15 protein-coding genes are annotated in these 16852 nt (G+C 57.8%); 4 read left to right on the top strand and 11 right to left on the bottom strand.

Annotation, left to right across the window (positions count from 1 at the left end; all coding sequences use genetic code 11):
- Positions 1–440 precede the first annotated feature (440 nt).
- Positions 441–1505: a branched-chain amino acid aminotransferase gene (locus BLQ12_RS08665; protein ID WP_092210249.1), complete on the top strand. Its 1065-nt coding sequence runs from the start codon at positions 441–443 to the stop codon at positions 1503–1505.
- A 132-nt stretch (positions 1506–1637) separates the two neighbouring features.
- On the opposite strand, the gene BLQ12_RS08660 is transcribed toward BLQ12_RS08665, so the two are convergent.
- The 4 genes from BLQ12_RS08660 to BLQ12_RS08645 form a co-directional block, all read right to left on the bottom strand.
- Positions 1638–2924, bottom strand: coding sequence for a GMC family oxidoreductase N-terminal domain-containing protein (locus tag BLQ12_RS08660; protein WP_254782024.1), 1287 nt, complete (start codon positions 2922–2924; stop codon positions 1638–1640).
- A gap of 184 nt (positions 2925–3108) precedes the next feature.
- Entirely contained in the window at positions 3109–3492 is a 384-nt protein-coding gene (locus BLQ12_RS08655; protein ID WP_302846765.1) for an FCD domain-containing protein, read from the bottom strand.
- A 77-nt stretch (positions 3493–3569) separates the two neighbouring features.
- On the bottom strand, positions 3570–3728 hold the full coding sequence (locus BLQ12_RS28315; RefSeq protein ID WP_139163925.1) for a GntR family transcriptional regulator: 159 nt from the start codon (positions 3726–3728) through the stop codon (positions 3570–3572).
- A 255-nt stretch (positions 3729–3983) separates the two neighbouring features.
- On the bottom strand, positions 3984–5417 hold the full coding sequence (locus BLQ12_RS08645; RefSeq protein ID WP_092210246.1) for an alanine/glycine:cation symporter family protein: 1434 nt from the start codon (positions 5415–5417) through the stop codon (positions 3984–3986).
- Between the two features lie 498 nt (positions 5418–5915).
- On the opposite strand from BLQ12_RS08645, the gene BLQ12_RS08640 reads away from it, so the two are divergent.
- Both BLQ12_RS08640 and BLQ12_RS08635 read left to right on the top strand, forming a co-directional pair.
- Positions 5916–6623 (top strand): MgtC/SapB family protein, encoded by a 708-nt coding sequence (locus BLQ12_RS08640; RefSeq protein ID WP_175469595.1) that lies wholly within the window; start codon positions 5916–5918, stop codon positions 6621–6623.
- A gap of 45 nt (positions 6624–6668) precedes the next feature.
- Complete coding sequence (locus tag BLQ12_RS08635) at positions 6669–7073, top strand: rhodanese-like domain-containing protein (RefSeq protein WP_092210244.1); 405 nt, start codon at positions 6669–6671, stop codon at positions 7071–7073.
- A gap of 498 nt (positions 7074–7571) precedes the next feature.
- Here BLQ12_RS08635 and BLQ12_RS08630 read toward each other — a convergent pair whose 3' ends face one another.
- The 3 genes from BLQ12_RS08630 to BLQ12_RS08620 form a co-directional block, all read right to left on the bottom strand.
- Positions 7572–7967 carry a VOC family protein gene (locus BLQ12_RS08630; protein WP_092210243.1) on the bottom strand — a complete coding sequence of 132 codons (396 nt, stop codon included), beginning with the start codon at positions 7965–7967 and terminating at the stop codon, positions 7572–7574.
- 65 nt (positions 7968–8032) lie between these two features.
- Entirely contained in the window at positions 8033–9196 is a 1164-nt protein-coding gene (locus BLQ12_RS08625; protein ID WP_175469594.1) for an MFS transporter, read from the bottom strand.
- A 525-nt stretch (positions 9197–9721) separates the two neighbouring features.
- The gene (locus BLQ12_RS08620; protein ID WP_092210429.1) at positions 9722–10567 is read right to left on the bottom strand and encodes a 3-hydroxyacyl-CoA dehydrogenase family protein; all 846 of its coding nucleotides are present in this window, start codon (positions 10565–10567) and stop codon (positions 9722–9724) included.
- Between the two features lie 469 nt (positions 10568–11036).
- On the opposite strand from BLQ12_RS08620, the gene BLQ12_RS08615 reads away from it, so the two are divergent.
- Complete coding sequence (locus BLQ12_RS08615; protein ID WP_092210241.1) at positions 11037–11798, top strand: hypothetical protein; 762 nt, start codon at positions 11037–11039, stop codon at positions 11796–11798.
- Positions 11799–12228: 430 nt separating this feature from the next.
- On the opposite strand, the gene BLQ12_RS08610 is transcribed toward BLQ12_RS08615, so the two are convergent.
- The 4 genes from BLQ12_RS08610 to BLQ12_RS08595 all read right to left on the bottom strand — a co-directional run bounded on the left by BLQ12_RS08610 (position 12229) and on the right by BLQ12_RS08595 (position 16845).
- The gene (locus tag BLQ12_RS08610; RefSeq protein ID WP_175469593.1) at positions 12229–12651 is read right to left on the bottom strand and encodes an aconitase X swivel domain-containing protein; all 423 of its coding nucleotides are present in this window, start codon (positions 12649–12651) and stop codon (positions 12229–12231) included.
- Positions 12648–13913, bottom strand: coding sequence for an aconitase X (locus tag BLQ12_RS08605; RefSeq protein WP_092210239.1), 1266 nt, complete (start codon positions 13911–13913; stop codon positions 12648–12650). The genes BLQ12_RS08610 and BLQ12_RS08605 overlap by 4 nt, the downstream gene beginning before the upstream one ends.
- A gap of 92 nt (positions 13914–14005) precedes the next feature.
- Entirely contained in the window at positions 14006–14737 is a 732-nt protein-coding gene (locus tag BLQ12_RS08600) for a transglutaminase-like domain-containing protein (protein ID WP_092210238.1), read from the bottom strand.
- 170 nt (positions 14738–14907) lie between these two features.
- Positions 14908–16845 (bottom strand): M28 family peptidase, encoded by a 1938-nt coding sequence (locus tag BLQ12_RS08595; protein ID WP_092210237.1) that lies wholly within the window; start codon positions 16843–16845, stop codon positions 14908–14910.
- Positions 16846–16852 lie beyond the last annotated feature (7 nt).

The raw sequence follows: 16852 nt of genomic DNA, 5'->3' as shown, positions 1-16852 counted from the left end.
CCTTGTCAAGCCCCTTTGCACAAGTTGGCACATCAAGGAAAGAAAACTTTGTTAATATGCGTTTTTCAAGGACATTGGCCACATTCTTCTTGATTTACCCTTCGGATACGGCTATCTAATTTTAAAAGTTGTGCGCACTTGCCGCTCAAGGCGTCACCATGCCGAGACCGATTCGACACCCAGCCGTTTGGTCCTCTACCCCGGCCCATGGCCAGAGCCTTCTCCATTCTGCGCATCCAAAACGTACCGAGGCACCCTGCAAAGGCACGGCGATGGGTTCTCTTGTATATCAAGGAAACGAAGACGCATTTATCGTCCCCGCTGTTTTGCAAACGGCCCCCGACACACGGTTCACTCTGAATGGCGTTTCGCCATCTGAATATATCAACCCCCAATGGCCGCGCACGTCACAGCCATTGCCATGATTTTTGAGGTCTTCCATGGATATCACCATCAACAAAATCGACACGCCCAAAGCACACCCCGATGAAGCCAACCTGGGATTCGGAACCATCTTCACCGACCACATGTTCGTCATGGACTACACCGAAGGCATCGGCTGGCACGACGCCCGCATCACCCCTTACGGCCCCTTTGAAGTGAGCCCCGCCACCATGGTGCTCCACTACGGCCAGACCATCTTCGAAGGCCTGAAGGTCTATAAGAAAGAGGACGGCTCCGCCCAGCTCTTCCGCCCCAAAGACAACTTCGAGCGACTCAACCGCTCCGCCCATGCCCTCTGCATCCCCGAGATCAACGTGGACGATTGCATGGAAGCCCTTCATACCCTTCTTGAGATGGAAAAGGGATGGATCCCTTCAGCCCCCGGGACAACCTTGTACGTCCGGCCCTTCATCATCGCCATGGACCCCTACATCGGTCTCAAGTCTTCCCCCACGCACCGGTTCATGATCATCCTCTCCCCGGTGGGTGCCTACTACCCCGAAGGGTTCAACCCGGTGAAGATCTGGGTCTCCCCGGAGCACGTCCGCGCCGTCCGCGGAGGCCTTGGCGCCGCCAAGACCGCCGCCAACTACGCAGCCAGCCTCTACGCCACCGAGATCGCCCAGGCCGAAGGCTACACCCAGGTCCTCTGGCTCGACGGGGTGGAGCGCAAGTATGTTGAAGAGGTGGGCTCCATGAACATCTTCTTCGTCATCGACGACGAAATCGTCACCCCTGAGCTCAACGGCAGCATCCTGGCCGGTATCACCCGGGACTCCGTGCTCAAGCTGGCAAAGCACCAGGGTAAAAAAGTCGCTGAAAAACGCATCTCCATTGACGAGGTGTTCAAGGCCCACGAAGAGGGCCGCCTCCAGGAGTGCTTCGGCTCCGGTACCGCAGCTGTCATCTCCCCGGTCAACAAGATCAAATTCGGCGACCGCGAGATCACCGTGGGAGACGGTGGCGCAGGCCCCATCTCCTCTGGCATCTTCAACGACCTCATGGACATCCAGTTCGGCCGCTCCGAAGATCCCCTGAACTGGATCGTTCCCGTAAAATAGACAGGCTCCCTGACATGTCGGCTTGAAACTGCGATGTTCAAACCGGCAAGGGTTTCAAATTTAAAAAGGCGGTATCCGATCATCGGATACCGCCTTTTTTGTTCACATGCAGCACCTCAGCCAAGGATGCTCTCAGGCCAGATGGGCGGCAAGGCGCCTGCCCAGGCCAAGGAGGGTGAGGGTGGGAGGAAGCCCCCAGGCCTCCGGGACCACGGAGCAGTCACACACATAGAGGTTCTCCCTTTCTGTTTTCAAATCGGAGTCTACCATGTGATTGATCTTGACGGTTCCTCCGGGGTGGGCGGCCACTTTCCAGCCGGTGTAGACGCCCTTGGCCCCGGCATGTCGCAAAACGGCCTTTGCCCGGGACACCCCGGCCTTCATTTTCAATCGGTCCCCATCCCCCAGATTTTTTCGAAGCCCGCCTTTCCAGGTAATCCGCCCCCCCAGATCGTCTTTGATCTTGATCATCACCATGAGGGTGTCGGGGCGTGAGAGCATGCGATGAAATTTGAGTTTCGGGGCGATCTGGGCGGCAAAAACCGGGGTTGGAAAATGAAGGTCCACCATAAGATACCCTTCGGCTTCCATATGAATACCTGCTGCCATCTGGGTCTCACCCCTGCTCCCCAAGCCGTCCACCGAACCGAAAACCATCAGGAGGGGATCAAAGAAAAAATCATACCCGGCGCTGTAAAGCCCGCTGTGGCGCAGGATATGCGGGGAGCCAAGACCTCCGGCTGCAAGGACCACTGTGTCGGCATAGGCCGAATGGGACTGAAAGCCCTTTTTATAGGCCACACCGATGGCCGTGCTGCCTTCAAAGATGATCTTTTCCACTTTGGCACCGTTGACCAGGGTGGCCCCCTTCTCAACGGCCTCCTCCACGTAATCACGGGCGGTCCATTTGGCACCGTAGGGGCAGCCGTAGGTGCATTTCAGGCAGTCGGGACGACAGAGCTCCTGATCGATGAATTTGTTGAATTTATGCCACTCATAGCCAAGGTTCCGCGCACTCTCCAGCAGACGCAGGGAGCCCGGCCCCATGAGCTCGTCTTTTAAGGGAGCAATGGGAAGCTCCCGTTTCAACGCCTCCACCTCGTCCCGAATATCGATGCCGTAGGAGTCAAGCATCTCAAAGGGCGGATCAAAGGCGGTGGCGCAGTAAAAAATGGAACTGCCGCCGGTGCAGATCCCCCGCACCATTCCAAGGAGGGCCTTGTTGCTGAACAGAAGGTTTCTGCCCGGGATACCTGCATTTTTCACCAGTTGAGACAGGGAGCCTCTCACCGGTTTATTGTCTCCCCACTCGAGAATCAACACATCCTTGCCCTGTGTCGTCAGTTCCCTGGCGACGGTGGCCCCACCCGGACCGGAGCCCACGACTATCACATCGGCCTGTGTCTTCATGGTTTCCATAACGTCTCCCTGTTAGAATTGTCGACAATTCATAATCATCATTGATACATAGAGAGATGACGCATGTCAACATACATCAACTATGTTCACAATTATCCTGAAATGAAACGACAAAGAAGACCGCCCAGGACGCCAACCTTCTAAATTTTTGAAATAAACCAAGAACCGCCCCCCCCTTTCCTCTTCAAGCAAGCCTCAAAGAAACCGGCGACCCAGGGGACGCTAAAGCATAGGGCTTTTCTGCCGCCACATAGGCCTTCATGGCCCGAGCGCCGCCCTCGACATCACGGGCCTCAAGGCAGTCGATAATGGTTTTATAGCAGGGTAACGTTCCAAGGAGGGTGTTTCGTCCCGTAACCAGGGAGATGTACTGCAAGCGCTGCATAGTGGGAAGCAGGTCCAGGAGGGCCTTTTCAAGAACCGGATTTTCAGCGGTCTCCAGCCCGATGGCGGCAAAAGCGAAGATCGCGTCATAAACGCCCTTTACATCGCCCTGTTCCGCCGCACCCACCATCCGCTCGTAGACATAGATCAGCTGCATGCGGTGAGACTCACCGCACCGTTCGATTCAGCGGCGCACCACCAGGCCGTAGAGGACCTGGAGGACATCGGCGTACCCCTCGATCACTGCCTTGGTAATCGGGCTCACCCGCGCCCCGCACCGAGGCACGATCTCCACCAGCCCTTTTTTTCGAGAATACGGATGGCCTCGCGAATGGAAGAGCGACTCACCCCCAGCCCGTCGGCGATCGTCTGTTCACGAATCCGCTCACCGGGCGCCAGCTTCAGCCGGGCAATATTCATCCAGGCAAGACCCGACAACAATACCCCCCAAAAAAAGTAAGCAGCCCACGGGTTCCGGAAAGGCCCATGCTATGCAAAAAAAGCCAATTCCTTGAAACGGATTTTACAGAGAAGAAGAAAAGAAGGCGAGAGAAAATGAGGAAAATCTCACACCCCGCGAAGCCACAGATCCCTTGTCAAAAGGGAGCCAGAGCATCGCAGGGTGCGTCAGGAACGGCCCGTTCCACCAACACGGGGAAAGGGCCGGCGGGTCAATCACTTGTCGCTGCGTCCGTCCCAGATGCCCGGTTCCAGCTGGTCCCGAAGCTCAGGGTACGCGTTGGCGTCAAAGGTGGGGAGCTTGCCGTCTTTGAGCTGGTCGTTGTAATCTTTTGCCAGCTTCACCACCACCCCGGACAGGAGCACAATGGCAACGAGGTTTGTCAGGGCCATGAACCCCATGGAGAGATCCGCCATGGACCAGACGATGGGCAACTCGGCCACGGCGCCGAACATCACCATGCCCAAAACGAGAAAACGGAACACCGTCAGCCCGCCGGGATGGTTTCGCTCAAGGAAGATCAGGTTGGTCTCGGCGTAGGAGTAGTTGGCGATGACCGAGGTAAAGGCGAAAAAGAAAATCGCCACGGCCACAAAGGCGTTGCCCCAGTTGCCCACGCTTGACGACAGGGCCTTTTGGGTCAACTCAATGCCGCTCATGCCGGAGTTTGACTCCAGAGCGCCGGAGACGAGGATCACGGCAGCCGTGGCCGTACAGATCACCAGGGTGTCGGCAAAGACGCCAAGCATCTGGACATACCCCTGGGAGGCGGGGTGGGGAGGATAAGGAGTGGCGGAGGCCGCGGCATTGGGGGCCGAGCCAAGGCCCGCCTCGTTTGAGAAGAGTCCCCTTTTGATGCCGTTCATCATGGCCTGGGCCACGGTGTATCCCAGGGCACCGGAAACCGCTTTGTCCCATCCGAAGGCGCTGTTGATGATCAATGAGATCACCGCCGGGAGCTTTTCGATCTGGGAGCCCACCACAAAGAGGGCCAGAATCAGGTAAGCAACGGCCATGAAGGGAACAATAAGTTCTGCCACCCGTGCGATGGTGCGCAGGCCTCCGAAAATCACGATCCCCGAAAGGACCACGAGGATCCCACCCATCACCACGGGCGACACACCGAAGGCGACATCCATGGCCTGGGCGATGGAGTTTGCCTGCACCGCGTTGAACACCAGGCCGAAGGAGATGATGAGAAAGATGGAGAAGAGAACCCCCATCCAGCGCATCCCAAGGCCTTTCTCCATATAATAGGCGGGTCCGCCGCGGTAATTGCCGGCGTCGTCACGGGTCTTGTAAAGCTGGGCCAGGGTACTCTCGGCAAAGGCGCTGGACATCCCCACCAGGGCCACCAGCCACATCCAGAAGATGGCACCGGGTCCTCCCAGGGTCAGGGCCACGGCTACGCCGGCAAGATTGCCGGTTCCAACCCGGGCGGCCAGGCTGGTACACAGGGCCTGAAAAGATGAAATCCCGGCACTGTCCGCCTGACGGCTCTTTTTAAGCACGGAGAACATGTGTCCGAAATGGCGAAACTGGATAAATCCGAGGCGAAGGGTAAAATAGATCCCCACGCCGATCAAAAGATAAATGAGGACAGAGCCCCAGATCAAGCCGTTCAGCTGATTGATAATAGTGTTTAGCACGCGTCACTCCTTGTGAGTTTTCAGGGACCGGCTTCCCGTCGGTGGTATCAAAAAAACAAAAAAAACGCACGACCCCGGGGCGTGGCGACCATGCCGTCCCGTTCGTGCGTGTATGTGCTTGGGTGTTGCCGTTCCCGCTCATTCATACGTTCCATTTTCGGTGCGGAATATAGTACGAATCACCCTGAATTGCAATCGCGCAAAAACAGACGAAAAAGCCCCCGCCAACCGGTTCTCCCCTGGCAAGGGCCATGGGCCTTGCCGCCATCACAGAAACAGGCAACCCCCTAATTCACCGGGATATCCGAGAGTCCTCCAGCCATGTTCCGAACACAAGGGCAATCAACGCGATGCCCCTTCCCCACACGCACGCACCCTCCAGGCGGCCGCAGCCGCTTTGACTGAAATATGCGAAAAAGAAGTACCCTCGTTTACGAAATTGGAATATAATAAAAGTTTTCCCGCTTAAAATCGATGCAGACAAAAAAAGGAATACCGATGCTGGACATGTGGAACGAGTCATTGCCTTATATCATACGAATCCTGACAGCCGCCGCCCTGGGCGGGCTGCTCGGGCTGGAACGGGACATCCACGGGCGGGAGGCAGGGCTTCGGACCCACCTGCTGGTCTGTGCCGGGTCCGCTGTGTTCATGACGCTTTCCACGGCGGTCTCCACCTTCGGCGTCCTCAAACCCGAGGCCTTTCAAGGGGTCACCGACCCCGGGCGCATCGCCGCACAGATCGTCACGGGCATCGGCTTTTTAGGGGCCGGGGCCATCATCAAGGACGGCCTGTCCGTCAGGGGGCTCACCACGGCAGCCTGCCTGTGGATCACCTGCGCCATCGGCATGGCGGCAGGGGCCGGGCTTTACATCCTCTCCCTGGCCACAACGGCCATTGCCCTCTTCTCCCTGTCGGTGCTCAACTACGTTGAAAAATTCTACAAAAAGGATGTGTACCGCAACCTGACCCTCTCCCTGCCCGAAGGCGAAAAACCCGAGCGGGCCGTGGAGGTGATGAAAGCAAACGGGCTCAGGGTCATCTCCACAGAGCTCATGAAAGATTACGACACCGGAGTCACCCGGCTCACCCTGGGACTTCAGCTCTCATCCCGTGGAAACGTGGACAAGCGATCCTTTGCGATCATCGACGCCCTGGAGGCCAGCCCCATTTCCCTGAACTCCATAAAATGGTACAAAATATAGACCGACGTACCCACCAAACAGCCACGCTTATAACATGAGGAGCCCATGACCCCAGACGATCTGTTCGCCGCCCCCAGCCTTGCCGATGTGCTTCGGGAAATGGACATTGAATTTCTCGTAGCAGGGGAGTACGGCATCACCGTGGACGACGCCGCGAACTTCATCAGCAACGACCACTTCCTCTTTCTGGATGTACGCACCCGCGAGGAGAAAGACCACCTGGCCTTCTCCTTTGCCCGTCACATCCCCTTGCATGAACTCCCCGACCGGGTGGATGAGCTCCCCCGGGACAAGTTCATCATCACCTTCTGCGTGTCCGGCTTCCGGGCCGCCATGGCCTACGCCTTCCTTCGCACCCAGGACTTCGACGAAATCAAGGCCCTCAAAGGGCGCCTTGACGAGCTGGCCGGTGCCATGACCCCAGGACGGTTCTACCGCCTGGGGCCATAAGGAACCAATGCTTACCCGAATACTTCACGTGTAGTGGTTTATCTCAAAGCTCTGACAGGGCATCGGAAACACCACAACAGGGGGTAAGGGCTCAGACACGAAATAAAGATACAAACCACTCATGAATGCCGCTGGGCTTTAACCCGAGAGACGAGGGTTAAAGCCCAGCGGCAAACAGCTTTCCAGGTGGCTCACCTTGCCGCCGGAGGCATCGCGTTTGTATGTTTTTTTGTTGTCCCGTCCCTAACCCGGATATTTCACGAGTCGAGTGCACCCATATTCAAGGCATCAGAGCTGCAGATGTAGTGGTTTACCTCAAAGCTCTGATAACGCAGAAGATGGGTGCACTCGGCTCGCCCGAAGGGTGAGAAAATCAAACAGTAAACGCTGATTTACATTTTGCATTTTCAAAATAGCTGACATTTTTATTGTAGCTATCAAAAATCATATTATTTTCCTTTGGAATGGTTGTTTTCTCATGAAATATCCGGGCTAAGCCTACTCCCTGTAATACGCCTTGTACTCCTCCGTGGGTTCGATGTCCGAATAGATGTAAAGGGCGTTTCCGATGGGATCGACCACGGAAAACCCGCGATCTCCCCAGGGATGATCTTCAAGGGGCCTCACGGTGGCAAGCCCTTCCCCCGTCAATCGCGCATGCTCGGCATCCACATCCTCCACCTTGAAGTTCAGGACCACCCCGGCACCGCCGAACACCGGCATGTCTTCCCGGGGCTCCATAAACTGAACGGTGGGGCCCTCTTTTCCAAACCGGAGACTCAGGTACCAGCCGCAATCAAAGGCAATGGAAGCTGCAAAATGTTTTCGGTAGAACATGCGGCATGCGTCAACGTCCGGCGTGCAGAAACAGGTAGATAATGCCTGTGGATTCATTGGGTACTCCTTTACGATATAGAAAATTGATGCCCCATGGGGGCCGGTTGCACACAAAAAAGCGATCAGGCCACGGCCCTGATGCGCCCGGAAAAGGCTGCCAGCACACCGGCATTGCCCAGGAGCAGCACGGAAAAAACGAGCAGCCCGGGTCCGAACCCGCCGTGGTCCGAGACCGTTCCCAGAAGTATCGGGCCCACAAAGTACCCCGCCCCCCAGGCCAGATAAAACGCACCGGAAATGGTTCCCCGCCGTGATACCGGCACGGATTCGCTCAAGGCGGCCATGGCCGATACGCAGAAAATCCCAAGCCCGAACCCCGCCATGGCCAGACCACTTAAAAGGGCAAGCCCCCTTGCCCAAACGGCAACGGGAAGACAGATCCCGGCCATGGTAAGCCCCAGGGTCATGGTCGCCACTCGCCCGGCCTTGTCGGACAGGGCACCGCCCATAAGCTGAGACAGGCTGACGGCAACATAAAACAAAACAAAAAAAAGCGAAACAGCCTGCTCCCCTGCCCCCCGGCCCGCAATAAGGGACATGGGAATGACCGTCAGAAAGACGCCGTAACCGCACCCGTAAAGAACAATGCCGGAAAACACAGCCCGGGTCTCCCGCCTGACCATGAGGACACCTGCCGTTTTCAGGTCCCAGCCCTCGACCCCGGACTCCTTGCCCCCCGCCTTTTCCCCGGCACACGTCATCACAAGGACCCCGCCCGCAAGACCGGTTGCAGCAAGAACCCAAAAGGCCCCGCTGCCGTCCCAGCAGTCACAGAAAATGAGCCCCAGAAGCCCACCGGCCGTGAGCCCCAGGTGCATGGACGCGTTGTACATGCCCAGAACCTTCCCTCTGCCTTCGGGCCAGTCCACGGAGAGCAGCGCCGGAGCCAGGGCCCAGATGGGCACCTCGCCCACCCCCTGAAGGACCCTTCCCATATAAAGAATGTCAGGGGTTTCGGCCAGGCAGTAAGCCAACGCCGAAAGACCGCAGACGATATACCCGGCCGCAAGAAACGCCTTGTAACCGTAGCGGTCGGCAAGGGATCCCATGGGAACCTGAAGCAAGACAAAGGGCAGGGCAAAACATGAGGCAAGGCACCCCACGTCGGAAAACGATCCGGACAGGGCAGCCATTCTGGCGGGAAGCAATGAAACGGTGAGGCCAACGCCCACCATAAGAAAAAACACAGAGACATTCAACGAAACAGCCGATTGAAATCGAGCCATACCATCCTCCTTATCCGCCGACATATCAGCGGAAAGTCCACACTCAGAGTGGACAGATGGCCGGGGCACCGATTCCACGCACGGCTCCCGTTCTCTTAATCACACCCGGATACCGGGCCGATCAGGAGCCATCGCCACTCACTCTACAGACATAATGAATCTTCAGGATGTCTGTGGAGGAGGCGGGGCAAGAAGTCGTATGGCGTATAAATGCATGTGTCTCCTACAAGGGGTTTCGATTTCAGAAGGTATTCTTCTTGATTGTGGAGAGGGTGTCAATACCGCAGTACGGATTCGGTTCGTCTGCTATGGTTAAAGTGCATGGAAAAAAGCCTCCGGCGGCAAGGTGTGCCACCTTGAAAGCAGGTTGCAAATGCGCTTTCCCCTTCGTGCCTCAGGGCAAATCTCATTCGCCTTTCATTCAATGCCTTGTGAGGGCATCCTGTCACATAGCTGTTTGTCCAACTTTTCAAAAGTTTGGCCCCCGGCAGGGCCGCCGGAGGCATCTTTAAGCGGCCTGCCTGATCAATAGTCGTACCACCCCTTACCGGCCTTGCGGCCCACGCGCCCCGCGTCTATGTGTTCGCGGAAAATCCCGGGGGTCTTGAAACGGTCGCCGTAGGCGTCGGTGAGGATGGTATGGACCTTGTCGAGAAGATCCAGGCTGACGTTGTCGCTCAGGCGAAAGGGGCCCACGGGGTGGCCGAGCCCTAAGCGGCATGCCGTGTCGATGTCCTCTTTGGTGGCGACCCCTTCGTCCAGGAGCCGGTAGGCTTCGTTCATCAGGGCCAGGAGGATCCGGTTCACCACAAAGCCCTCGACGTTTTTCACCTTCACCGGTTCTTTGCCGATGGCCCTGCAGAATTCCATGGCAAACGCTGCGGTACCCGGGGAGGTGAGAAGCCCGGGGATCACCTCCACCAATTTCATCACCGAGGCCGGGGAGAAAAAGTGGAGCCCCACGAACCGATCGGGGCGTGCCGCAGCGGCAAGCTTGGTAATGGAAATGGACGAGGTGTTGGAGGCAAAAACACACTCGGGCTTGCACAGGACATCCAGCTCTTCAAAAAGCTTCTGTTTGGTACCGGAGACCTCAAGGATCGCCTCGATGACGAGGTCCACCTCGTCAAACCCGTCGTACATGTCCGTGGCTTCGATGCGGGCAAGGATATTCTCTTTTTCCGCCTCATCCATCCTGCCTTTTCCCACCGCCCGTGACAGAATCGAGTTCACCGCCACCTTGCCCTTGTCCGCAAGCTCCTGGCTCACCTCTTTCAAGATGACGTCCATCCCGCTCCGCGCACAGCACAGGGCGATTTCAGCCCCCATCATCCCCGCTCCCACAATACCGACTCGCGTGACCTTGTTCATGATGTTCATCCTTTCGGAAATCCATATGTTCACATGAAACGCATCTGTTGGCCTCAAAGCTAAACCTCACGTTAACGTAAATGCATAGCAGCGGCCACGTCAAGGTATTATGTACTCACCACGAAACATTGTTACCAGACAAAAGAGATCGACCCGAAAGCACGGCAGCCCTCTACCCCCCCGGAACGCCCATGTTCCCCCCCGCATCCGATAGCGAACAGTTCTTTTTTTATCCTGTCACTCTGCCCTTGATCCGCGGGTCAAAGTGTCGTAAGTCCACATCATGAAAGCCCGTAAAGGATGAGATAAGGAGGCCATCTCCGGCTGACGGTTCCCTCACCCAGGCGAAGCGTGCCTCCCGTCCCCCTTGAAGCCATACCTGCCGAAGGCCCAACCCCCTAGGCAAAGGCCCACGGGCCGGTATTCCCCCTTTTCCGGCCGTTAAACCGGCCACCATGCAGGTATCGCTATGCCATCCTCCCTCGGCCTCAAACTCATCCTCACCCCGGGTATTATCGCAGCCGTCACCTATGCCGGAAAACGCTGGGGTGCCCTGGTTGCCGGCTGGCTCTCCGCCTTCCCGGTGATCTCCGGCCCCATCTTGCTGTTCCTTGCCCTGGAGCACGGTCCCGCCTTTGCAGGCAACGCCGCACTGGGAACCCTGTCGGGGGTCCTGGCCTTTGTCACCTTTTACCTGGCCTATGCCTGGAGCGCCACGCGCTTTGCCTGGCCGGTATCCCTTGGTCTGGCCCTTCTGGCCTATACCCTTTCGGCCCTTCTCCTCCTGGCCTGGTTCCCCCCCCTCGGCATCGGGCTTCCCCTCATCCTGGCCGTGCTCTGGTTCTCCCCGGGGATGTTTCCAACGACCTCCCCAAAGGCGTCGGCGGTTGTCTCTCACCCCCATGAACTTGTGTACCGAATGGTGGCAGCCGTGGTTCTGGTGCTGGCCGTTACCTGGGCCTCATCCACCATCGGCCCCCGGGCAAGCGGCATCGCCGCCACCTTTCCGGTGATGGGATCCATCCTCGCCGTCTTCTCCCACCGCAAACAGGGAACAGGCTACGTGGTAAGGCTCCTGCGCGGCATGGTCTTCGGGCTATACTCCTTTGCCGCCTTCTGCATCGCCCTGAGCCGGATGCTCCCAGGGCTTCCCATGGCAGAGGCCTTTCTCCTCTCCCTGGCCGTGGCCGTGCTGGCCCAGGGCATCGCCTGGCGCCTGCTGAAGCCATGAAAAACTGACCCGACAGCAAGGTAAGCCACCTTGAAAACTGCTTGCCGCTGCGCTTTACCCCTCGTTTCTCGGGGTAAATCACAGCGGCATTCCGGCAAACCACTGTAGCATTCTGTATTTCCACCAACCCAAACTGACGATCCCCCCTATTCACGATTCGGCCTTGATCATCGTTTGGGCCGCGACCTGCAAAGAGCCGATTCCCATGGAGCATTCCGTGCACGAAAAATCAAAGCCCGTCATGGTCCGAACGCCTCGGTAAAACCAAAACCCCGGGTGACCCGAACACGGTGCACGGAGTGCACCCTACGGCGCTATCGGCCCTTGGGACGGTGTCATCAAGAACACCCTGATGGCCGAAACGATAACTAAGGCACCCCGTTCCCCTATTCACTATTCACTATTTCCTATTCCCCTGTTTTCCCTGCCCTTACCCCGCCTCCCTCAACGCCATCTTTTTCTCCACCGCCACCACCCGGTTGCTGGCATCCAGCCGGACCCAGTCTCCGGTACGGATCACGGCCAGGGGGTCGATATCCAGGCGATCCATCATGGGGATATTGTTCATGACGGCTGTAATGGCGATGACGGGCTCTGCCTCCCGTACGATCATCCCCAAAGGGCCTGTCTTGAAAAGGCAGGCGTAAAACCCGATGAGAGCCCCGGTGGTGGAGCCCCGCCCCGAGGGAAAGACAAGAATCTTACCGGAAATACTGGCTCCGGCCTGGTCGTGCAGATCATTGATCCTGCCGGTGGTAAGGTCAAAATCCCCCAGAAAGGAGAACGGCATGGTCAGGACCAGCGCCTCCCCTTCCACACATCCATCTTTGATGGTATGGCCTTTGATGTTCATCGTTCCTCCCATGTTCCGGTCAAGGCCGCATCGATACACTGACCGGTGCTGCCGTAATACGTATCCATCACCTTGCCCCCCGCCACCTCGCCTACCCCCCCGCGAAGCAGGTAATGGGCGCAGCGGGCCGAGTTGGTCGCCACCCGGGACACAGGCTCCTTCATGTGGGCAAAGGGAAACACAGCGATGCATGAATCGGTGATGATAAGGCCACCGGCCTTCTCGATGGTGTCAGCATAGCCCATGCGACGGCACAGTTGGAGAACCCCCTCGTTGGTCGCCAGGACCAGCCGCACCCCGTCGGCCACCCGTTTGCCGTCCAGAAGCATGGAGATCTCCCTGACCTCCCGCATGGTCAGATGGGGGCACCCCAGAACCACCACCTCCACCTCCGGGCTGGTGTAATGACAGAGTTTGGATGCGGCATCCCTCAACTCAAAGGGCGAAAGGGTCAATTCCATCTCGGGTTTCCGATTGCCCAGGGTCGCCTCAAGGGTCGGGGCTTCCGGCGTGATCCCTGCCAAGTGGCAGAGACTCACCGCCCCGGACACAGGCATGGGGGAGAGCAGGTACTTCAGTTTCTCAAAGGGGATGGAAGGGGGGAGTCCGTCCACAACCACATTCCGCGTCTCGGCCAATTCCCCGATGTGGTAGCCGATGGCCCCCAGCTCGGCCTCGGAGAGCCCCGCCGTATCCATCTTCTGGAACCTCACCACCACCTCGGCATACCGCTCTTCCTTTCGGATACGGCCGATCTCCGGTGTGCGCCCCGTGATGGCAGAGCAGGTCATGGCTATGCCCGAATCCCGGTTTCCCCGGGCCCCGAACAACGAGTTGTTGATGATGATGCCGGAAGACCCCGCCCAGGAAAAGACGTTGTCCTTTTTCATCAAGTTCCCCATCACATAGGGCGCACAGCTCAAGGTCATGAAGCAACCGAGCCCCTTGTAGAGTTCCACGGCCTTCACCGTGTCCTGGATCACGGGCCCTGCGGAGTCCTCCCGGAGCCCGAGCTCCTTTACCCACCGCGCGGCAAGGGGGGAAAGGGAATGGATGGTGGACAGGGTCCCCACGGCGTCGACCCCTTCGATCAACTCCTGGAGCATGTACACGGGATCCGGCAGGATATGGGCGCTGTCCACACGGACCAGCCGCTGGGCGTCAAAGGCCTCCCCATATTCCACGAGAAACGACAGGGCCTTCTGAACTCCGGGGCCGAACTCTCCCCCAAGCATTCTTCTTTCCTGTTCCGTTAAAAGCATAAGGGCCTCGGATAAAAGTTGGTGCGGTTGTCAGTCGTTGGTCTCCGAAACGCGTTGGCACCTGCGGAAACCGGTGTGCCCTCCGGGACTTTTTACGCCGCCCTCGGAGGAATACAGAGTAAATTCTTTTCGGGAGCCACCTCCTGGATATCAAGCCCGATGCCTTCCACCAGGCTGTCCACCGTCACGTCCATGCCGTCGGTGAAAAAATGGGGGTAATGCTTCTTCACGGAGTCAAGGAGGGCGTACACGGGAAGATCGGGAAAGCTTCCGTAATAATGCACATACTCCATGTGCTTTTCGCCATTCAGGGTATAGGCCGGGTAGGTGGTGTCACGGATGCCGTCAAATTCAGGAATGTAGTACCCCAATTTTTCACACAGCGCCCGGTCAAAGGAGGGGGTGGCCCTGACCCAGAGCCCTTCCAGATAAAGCTCGGTAAAGCCGTGGAAGGCAAACACGTTGGTCTGGAGCAACTCATCGATTTTTCCGGGATTCTGGTGGTTGACGAGGTCGGCAAACCCCATGCGGGCAGGAATACCGACGGCCCTTGCCGTGGCGCACAGGACCAGCCCCTTGGACACGCAGTAGCCGCTTGCCTTCTTCAAAATATTGCTCGCCTTCATGTACAGGGGGTTGATCTCATAGCCAAACAGGTCGTACTTGATATCGTCACGGACAGCGTAAAAGAGGCGGATGGCTTTCTCCCGGTCGGTGTAGGCCCCCCGGCATGCCTCCCGGGCGTAGTCCGCGATTTCAATGCAATCGCAATCAATAAAAAAGGTGGATTTCAAGTAAAGTGCGAACTCTTCGGATTCTGTCATGGTATGGCTCTCCTGTGGTTTGAATGAAGGCGTCGCAGCACCCCTTGAGTCCGGCCGCAAAGGTGCCGCAGGGAGTCTTGTGTCGATGCGCAGCGTGCACCCGCAGCGCAAATCACCGGGCAAAGGGGCTGCCGAAGCCCGTCAAGGCACTCCGGCAGCCCCTGCCCCCATCAATCCATCTTCATATACGTGCCGATCATCCCTGAAATCCCCCTGGCAAGGGGGTAAAGCTGGGACACATCGACCTTGTCCAGCGTGTCGTCGGAGGTCAGAAGGTAGTAGGGCTGGCCGATCCAGTGAATAAAATCGACCCCTGTATACATGTGGTAGTGGCCCGCCTCTCCCGGGGGTACCGGGCCCAGAAGGGTGGAGGGGATCAACAGGGTCCGCTCCGGCTGGGTTCGTTTCATCATCCGGGCGGCCGTGGCAATGGCGTGGTAGTCTTCGTTGACAAAGACAATGGAGAGGGCCTGCTCACCGTCAAACACCCCGTTGCCCTGCCCGTCATCCACGTAATTTCTGGCTGCCAGGTGTTCGAGGTTGATATCCAGAATGGCGTTTTTCAACAGGTCTTCCGCATGGGTATGGGCAAAAAAACGAGAACCCTTGCCGCCGTAGAAATGCCCCGTTGTGGTGATAAACAGAAGGGTCTTCTCACGGTCCTCCAGGGGAACCTGGGCCCAGGTCTCGGCCATGGCAAGGACCATGCCCACCCCGGTGCCGTCCTCTGTGGCCCCTTTAAAAGCGGAGTCGTGATGGGTGCTGATGATGATGGTCTCCTCGGATTTACCCGGTAAAATCCCGAAAATATTGCGCCCGTAGCCCGGTTCCAGGGTGCCGGTGATGGTCAGGGAGGCGTCTCCCCCGGCCTGGGCCACGGCCTGGATGCTATCGTTCATGTAATGTGAGACATACATGCAGGGCATGGACTTCATCTTTCCGGCGTAGGGCCCCCAATGGGTGTTGATGTCAAAGGGGTGGTCCTTGAGCACCAGCACAAGGCCTGCTGCTCCTCGATCGCTGGCGAGCCAGTACACCGAGTTGGGTCGTTTCTCCTCGGTGTATTCCGCCGGGAAGTTGCTGCGCACAAAGGTCAGGGCCTGGGTGGTCAGCAGGTTAAAGGATCCGGTGGGGTCCGAGGTGTAATACCCGTCGTCGTAAAGCATCTGAATAAGCCCCACGGGAAATGAGGGGAAGGGGCACTGGGCCACGACAATCTTGCCCTGGATGTTCCCGAGCTTGTCGAACTCTTCCGGGGTGCCCTCACCGGCCCAGACCATGGGACCTGTAACGGAGCCTCCGTTGGGTTTCTCCCCGTAAACAATGCCGGTGTTCACCGTGTAAAAGGCAGGGAACTCCGTCGTCACACCGTCCTCTTCCACTTGAAGCGCCCAGGAGTCGGCCTTGTAGACATCACACTCCACCTCTTCGACCCCCACATTGGCCGCCCCCAGGATCGCCGACATTTCTCCTATAATATACTCTTCTGCGATCCTGGCTTCCGGCGAACCGATCCTGCGATGCTCGGTTGCGCACACCTGCTCCACATAGGAGAAAATCTCCTCCCCCGTGGGAAGGTACGCATCGGTGTCCATGGGCTCGGGCAGGGTCTCCTCCACCCTGGAGGCGGCCTCCTTGATCCGCATGAAATGGGGAATATCCATAATCACCCGGGTCAAAAGCTCCACGGTTGTCTCTTCACCGCTCGGCATGAAAAGGGCCGCCCACCCGTTGGCGGGCTCACTGGCCGCGCTGAAAAAGATGTATTTCCAGGCGATGATTTTGTACCAGTAGTATTTCCCCACATCGGCCTTGGTGTCGTCAAAGGTCGGCTCTTTAAGGACAGGGCTGATGGGATAATAGGGTCCTGCCACGTTGCGGGCCCTGAACACACTGTACCCGGTGGCTTTCGCCACGGGGTCCCACTGGATCCTCACCAGGTTTTCAAAGCGTCCGGGGCTGGCCACCACATTGGCCGGAGACGCCACCTTGCTTGCCGACTCCAGCCACTCGGGCACGGCCTCCGTTCCGGCACCATCTGCGAAAACCGGCGAAACAAAAAAAACGAACAGGGCCAGCACCAGGTGCCACAGGACATTCTTTTTCATGCACTCC

This window comes from Desulfoluna spongiiphila (assembly GCF_900101345.1).
Lineage (GTDB): Bacteria > Desulfobacterota > Desulfobacteria > Desulfobacterales > Desulfolunaceae > Desulfoluna > Desulfoluna spongiiphila.
The sequence above is the reverse complement of the archived record's forward strand: the minus strand, read 5'-3'. Positions and strand labels throughout refer to the sequence as shown.

Coding starts and splice junctions, on each gene's coding strand:
- BLQ12_RS08665 (WP_092210249.1), top strand. CDS start 441: ATGGATATCACCATCAACAAAATCGACACGCCCAAAGCACACCCCGAT.
- BLQ12_RS08615 (WP_092210241.1), top strand. CDS start 11,037: ATGCCATCCTCCCTCGGCCTCAAACTCATCCTCACCCCGGGTATTATC.
- BLQ12_RS28315 (WP_139163925.1), bottom strand. CDS start 3,728: ATGAATATTGCCCGGCTGAAGCTGGCGCCCGGTGAGCGGATTCGTGAA.
- BLQ12_RS08620 (WP_092210429.1), bottom strand. CDS start 10,567: ATGAACAAGGTCACGCGAGTCGGTATTGTGGGAGCGGGGATGATGGGG.
- BLQ12_RS08625 (WP_175469594.1), bottom strand. CDS start 9,196: ATGGCTCGATTTCAATCGGCTGTTTCGTTGAATGTCTCTGTGTTTTTT.
- BLQ12_RS08635 (WP_092210244.1), top strand. CDS start 6,669: ATGACCCCAGACGATCTGTTCGCCGCCCCCAGCCTTGCCGATGTGCTT.
- BLQ12_RS08605 (WP_092210239.1), bottom strand. CDS start 13,913: ATGCTTTTAACGGAACAGGAAAGAAGAATGCTTGGGGGAGAGTTCGGC.
- BLQ12_RS08610 (WP_175469593.1), bottom strand. CDS start 12,651: ATGAACATCAAAGGCCATACCATCAAAGATGGATGTGTGGAAGGGGAG.
- BLQ12_RS08600 (WP_092210238.1), bottom strand. CDS start 14,737: ATGACAGAATCCGAAGAGTTCGCACTTTACTTGAAATCCACCTTTTTT.
- BLQ12_RS08630 (WP_092210243.1), bottom strand. CDS start 7,967: ATGAATCCACAGGCATTATCTACCTGTTTCTGCACGCCGGACGTTGAC.
- BLQ12_RS08660 (WP_254782024.1), bottom strand. CDS start 2,924: ATGGAAACCATGAAGACACAGGCCGATGTGATAGTCGTGGGCTCCGGT.
- BLQ12_RS08640 (WP_175469595.1), top strand. CDS start 5,916: ATGCTGGACATGTGGAACGAGTCATTGCCTTATATCATACGAATCCTG.
- BLQ12_RS08595 (WP_092210237.1), bottom strand. CDS start 16,845: ATGAAAAAGAATGTCCTGTGGCACCTGGTGCTGGCCCTGTTCGTTTTT.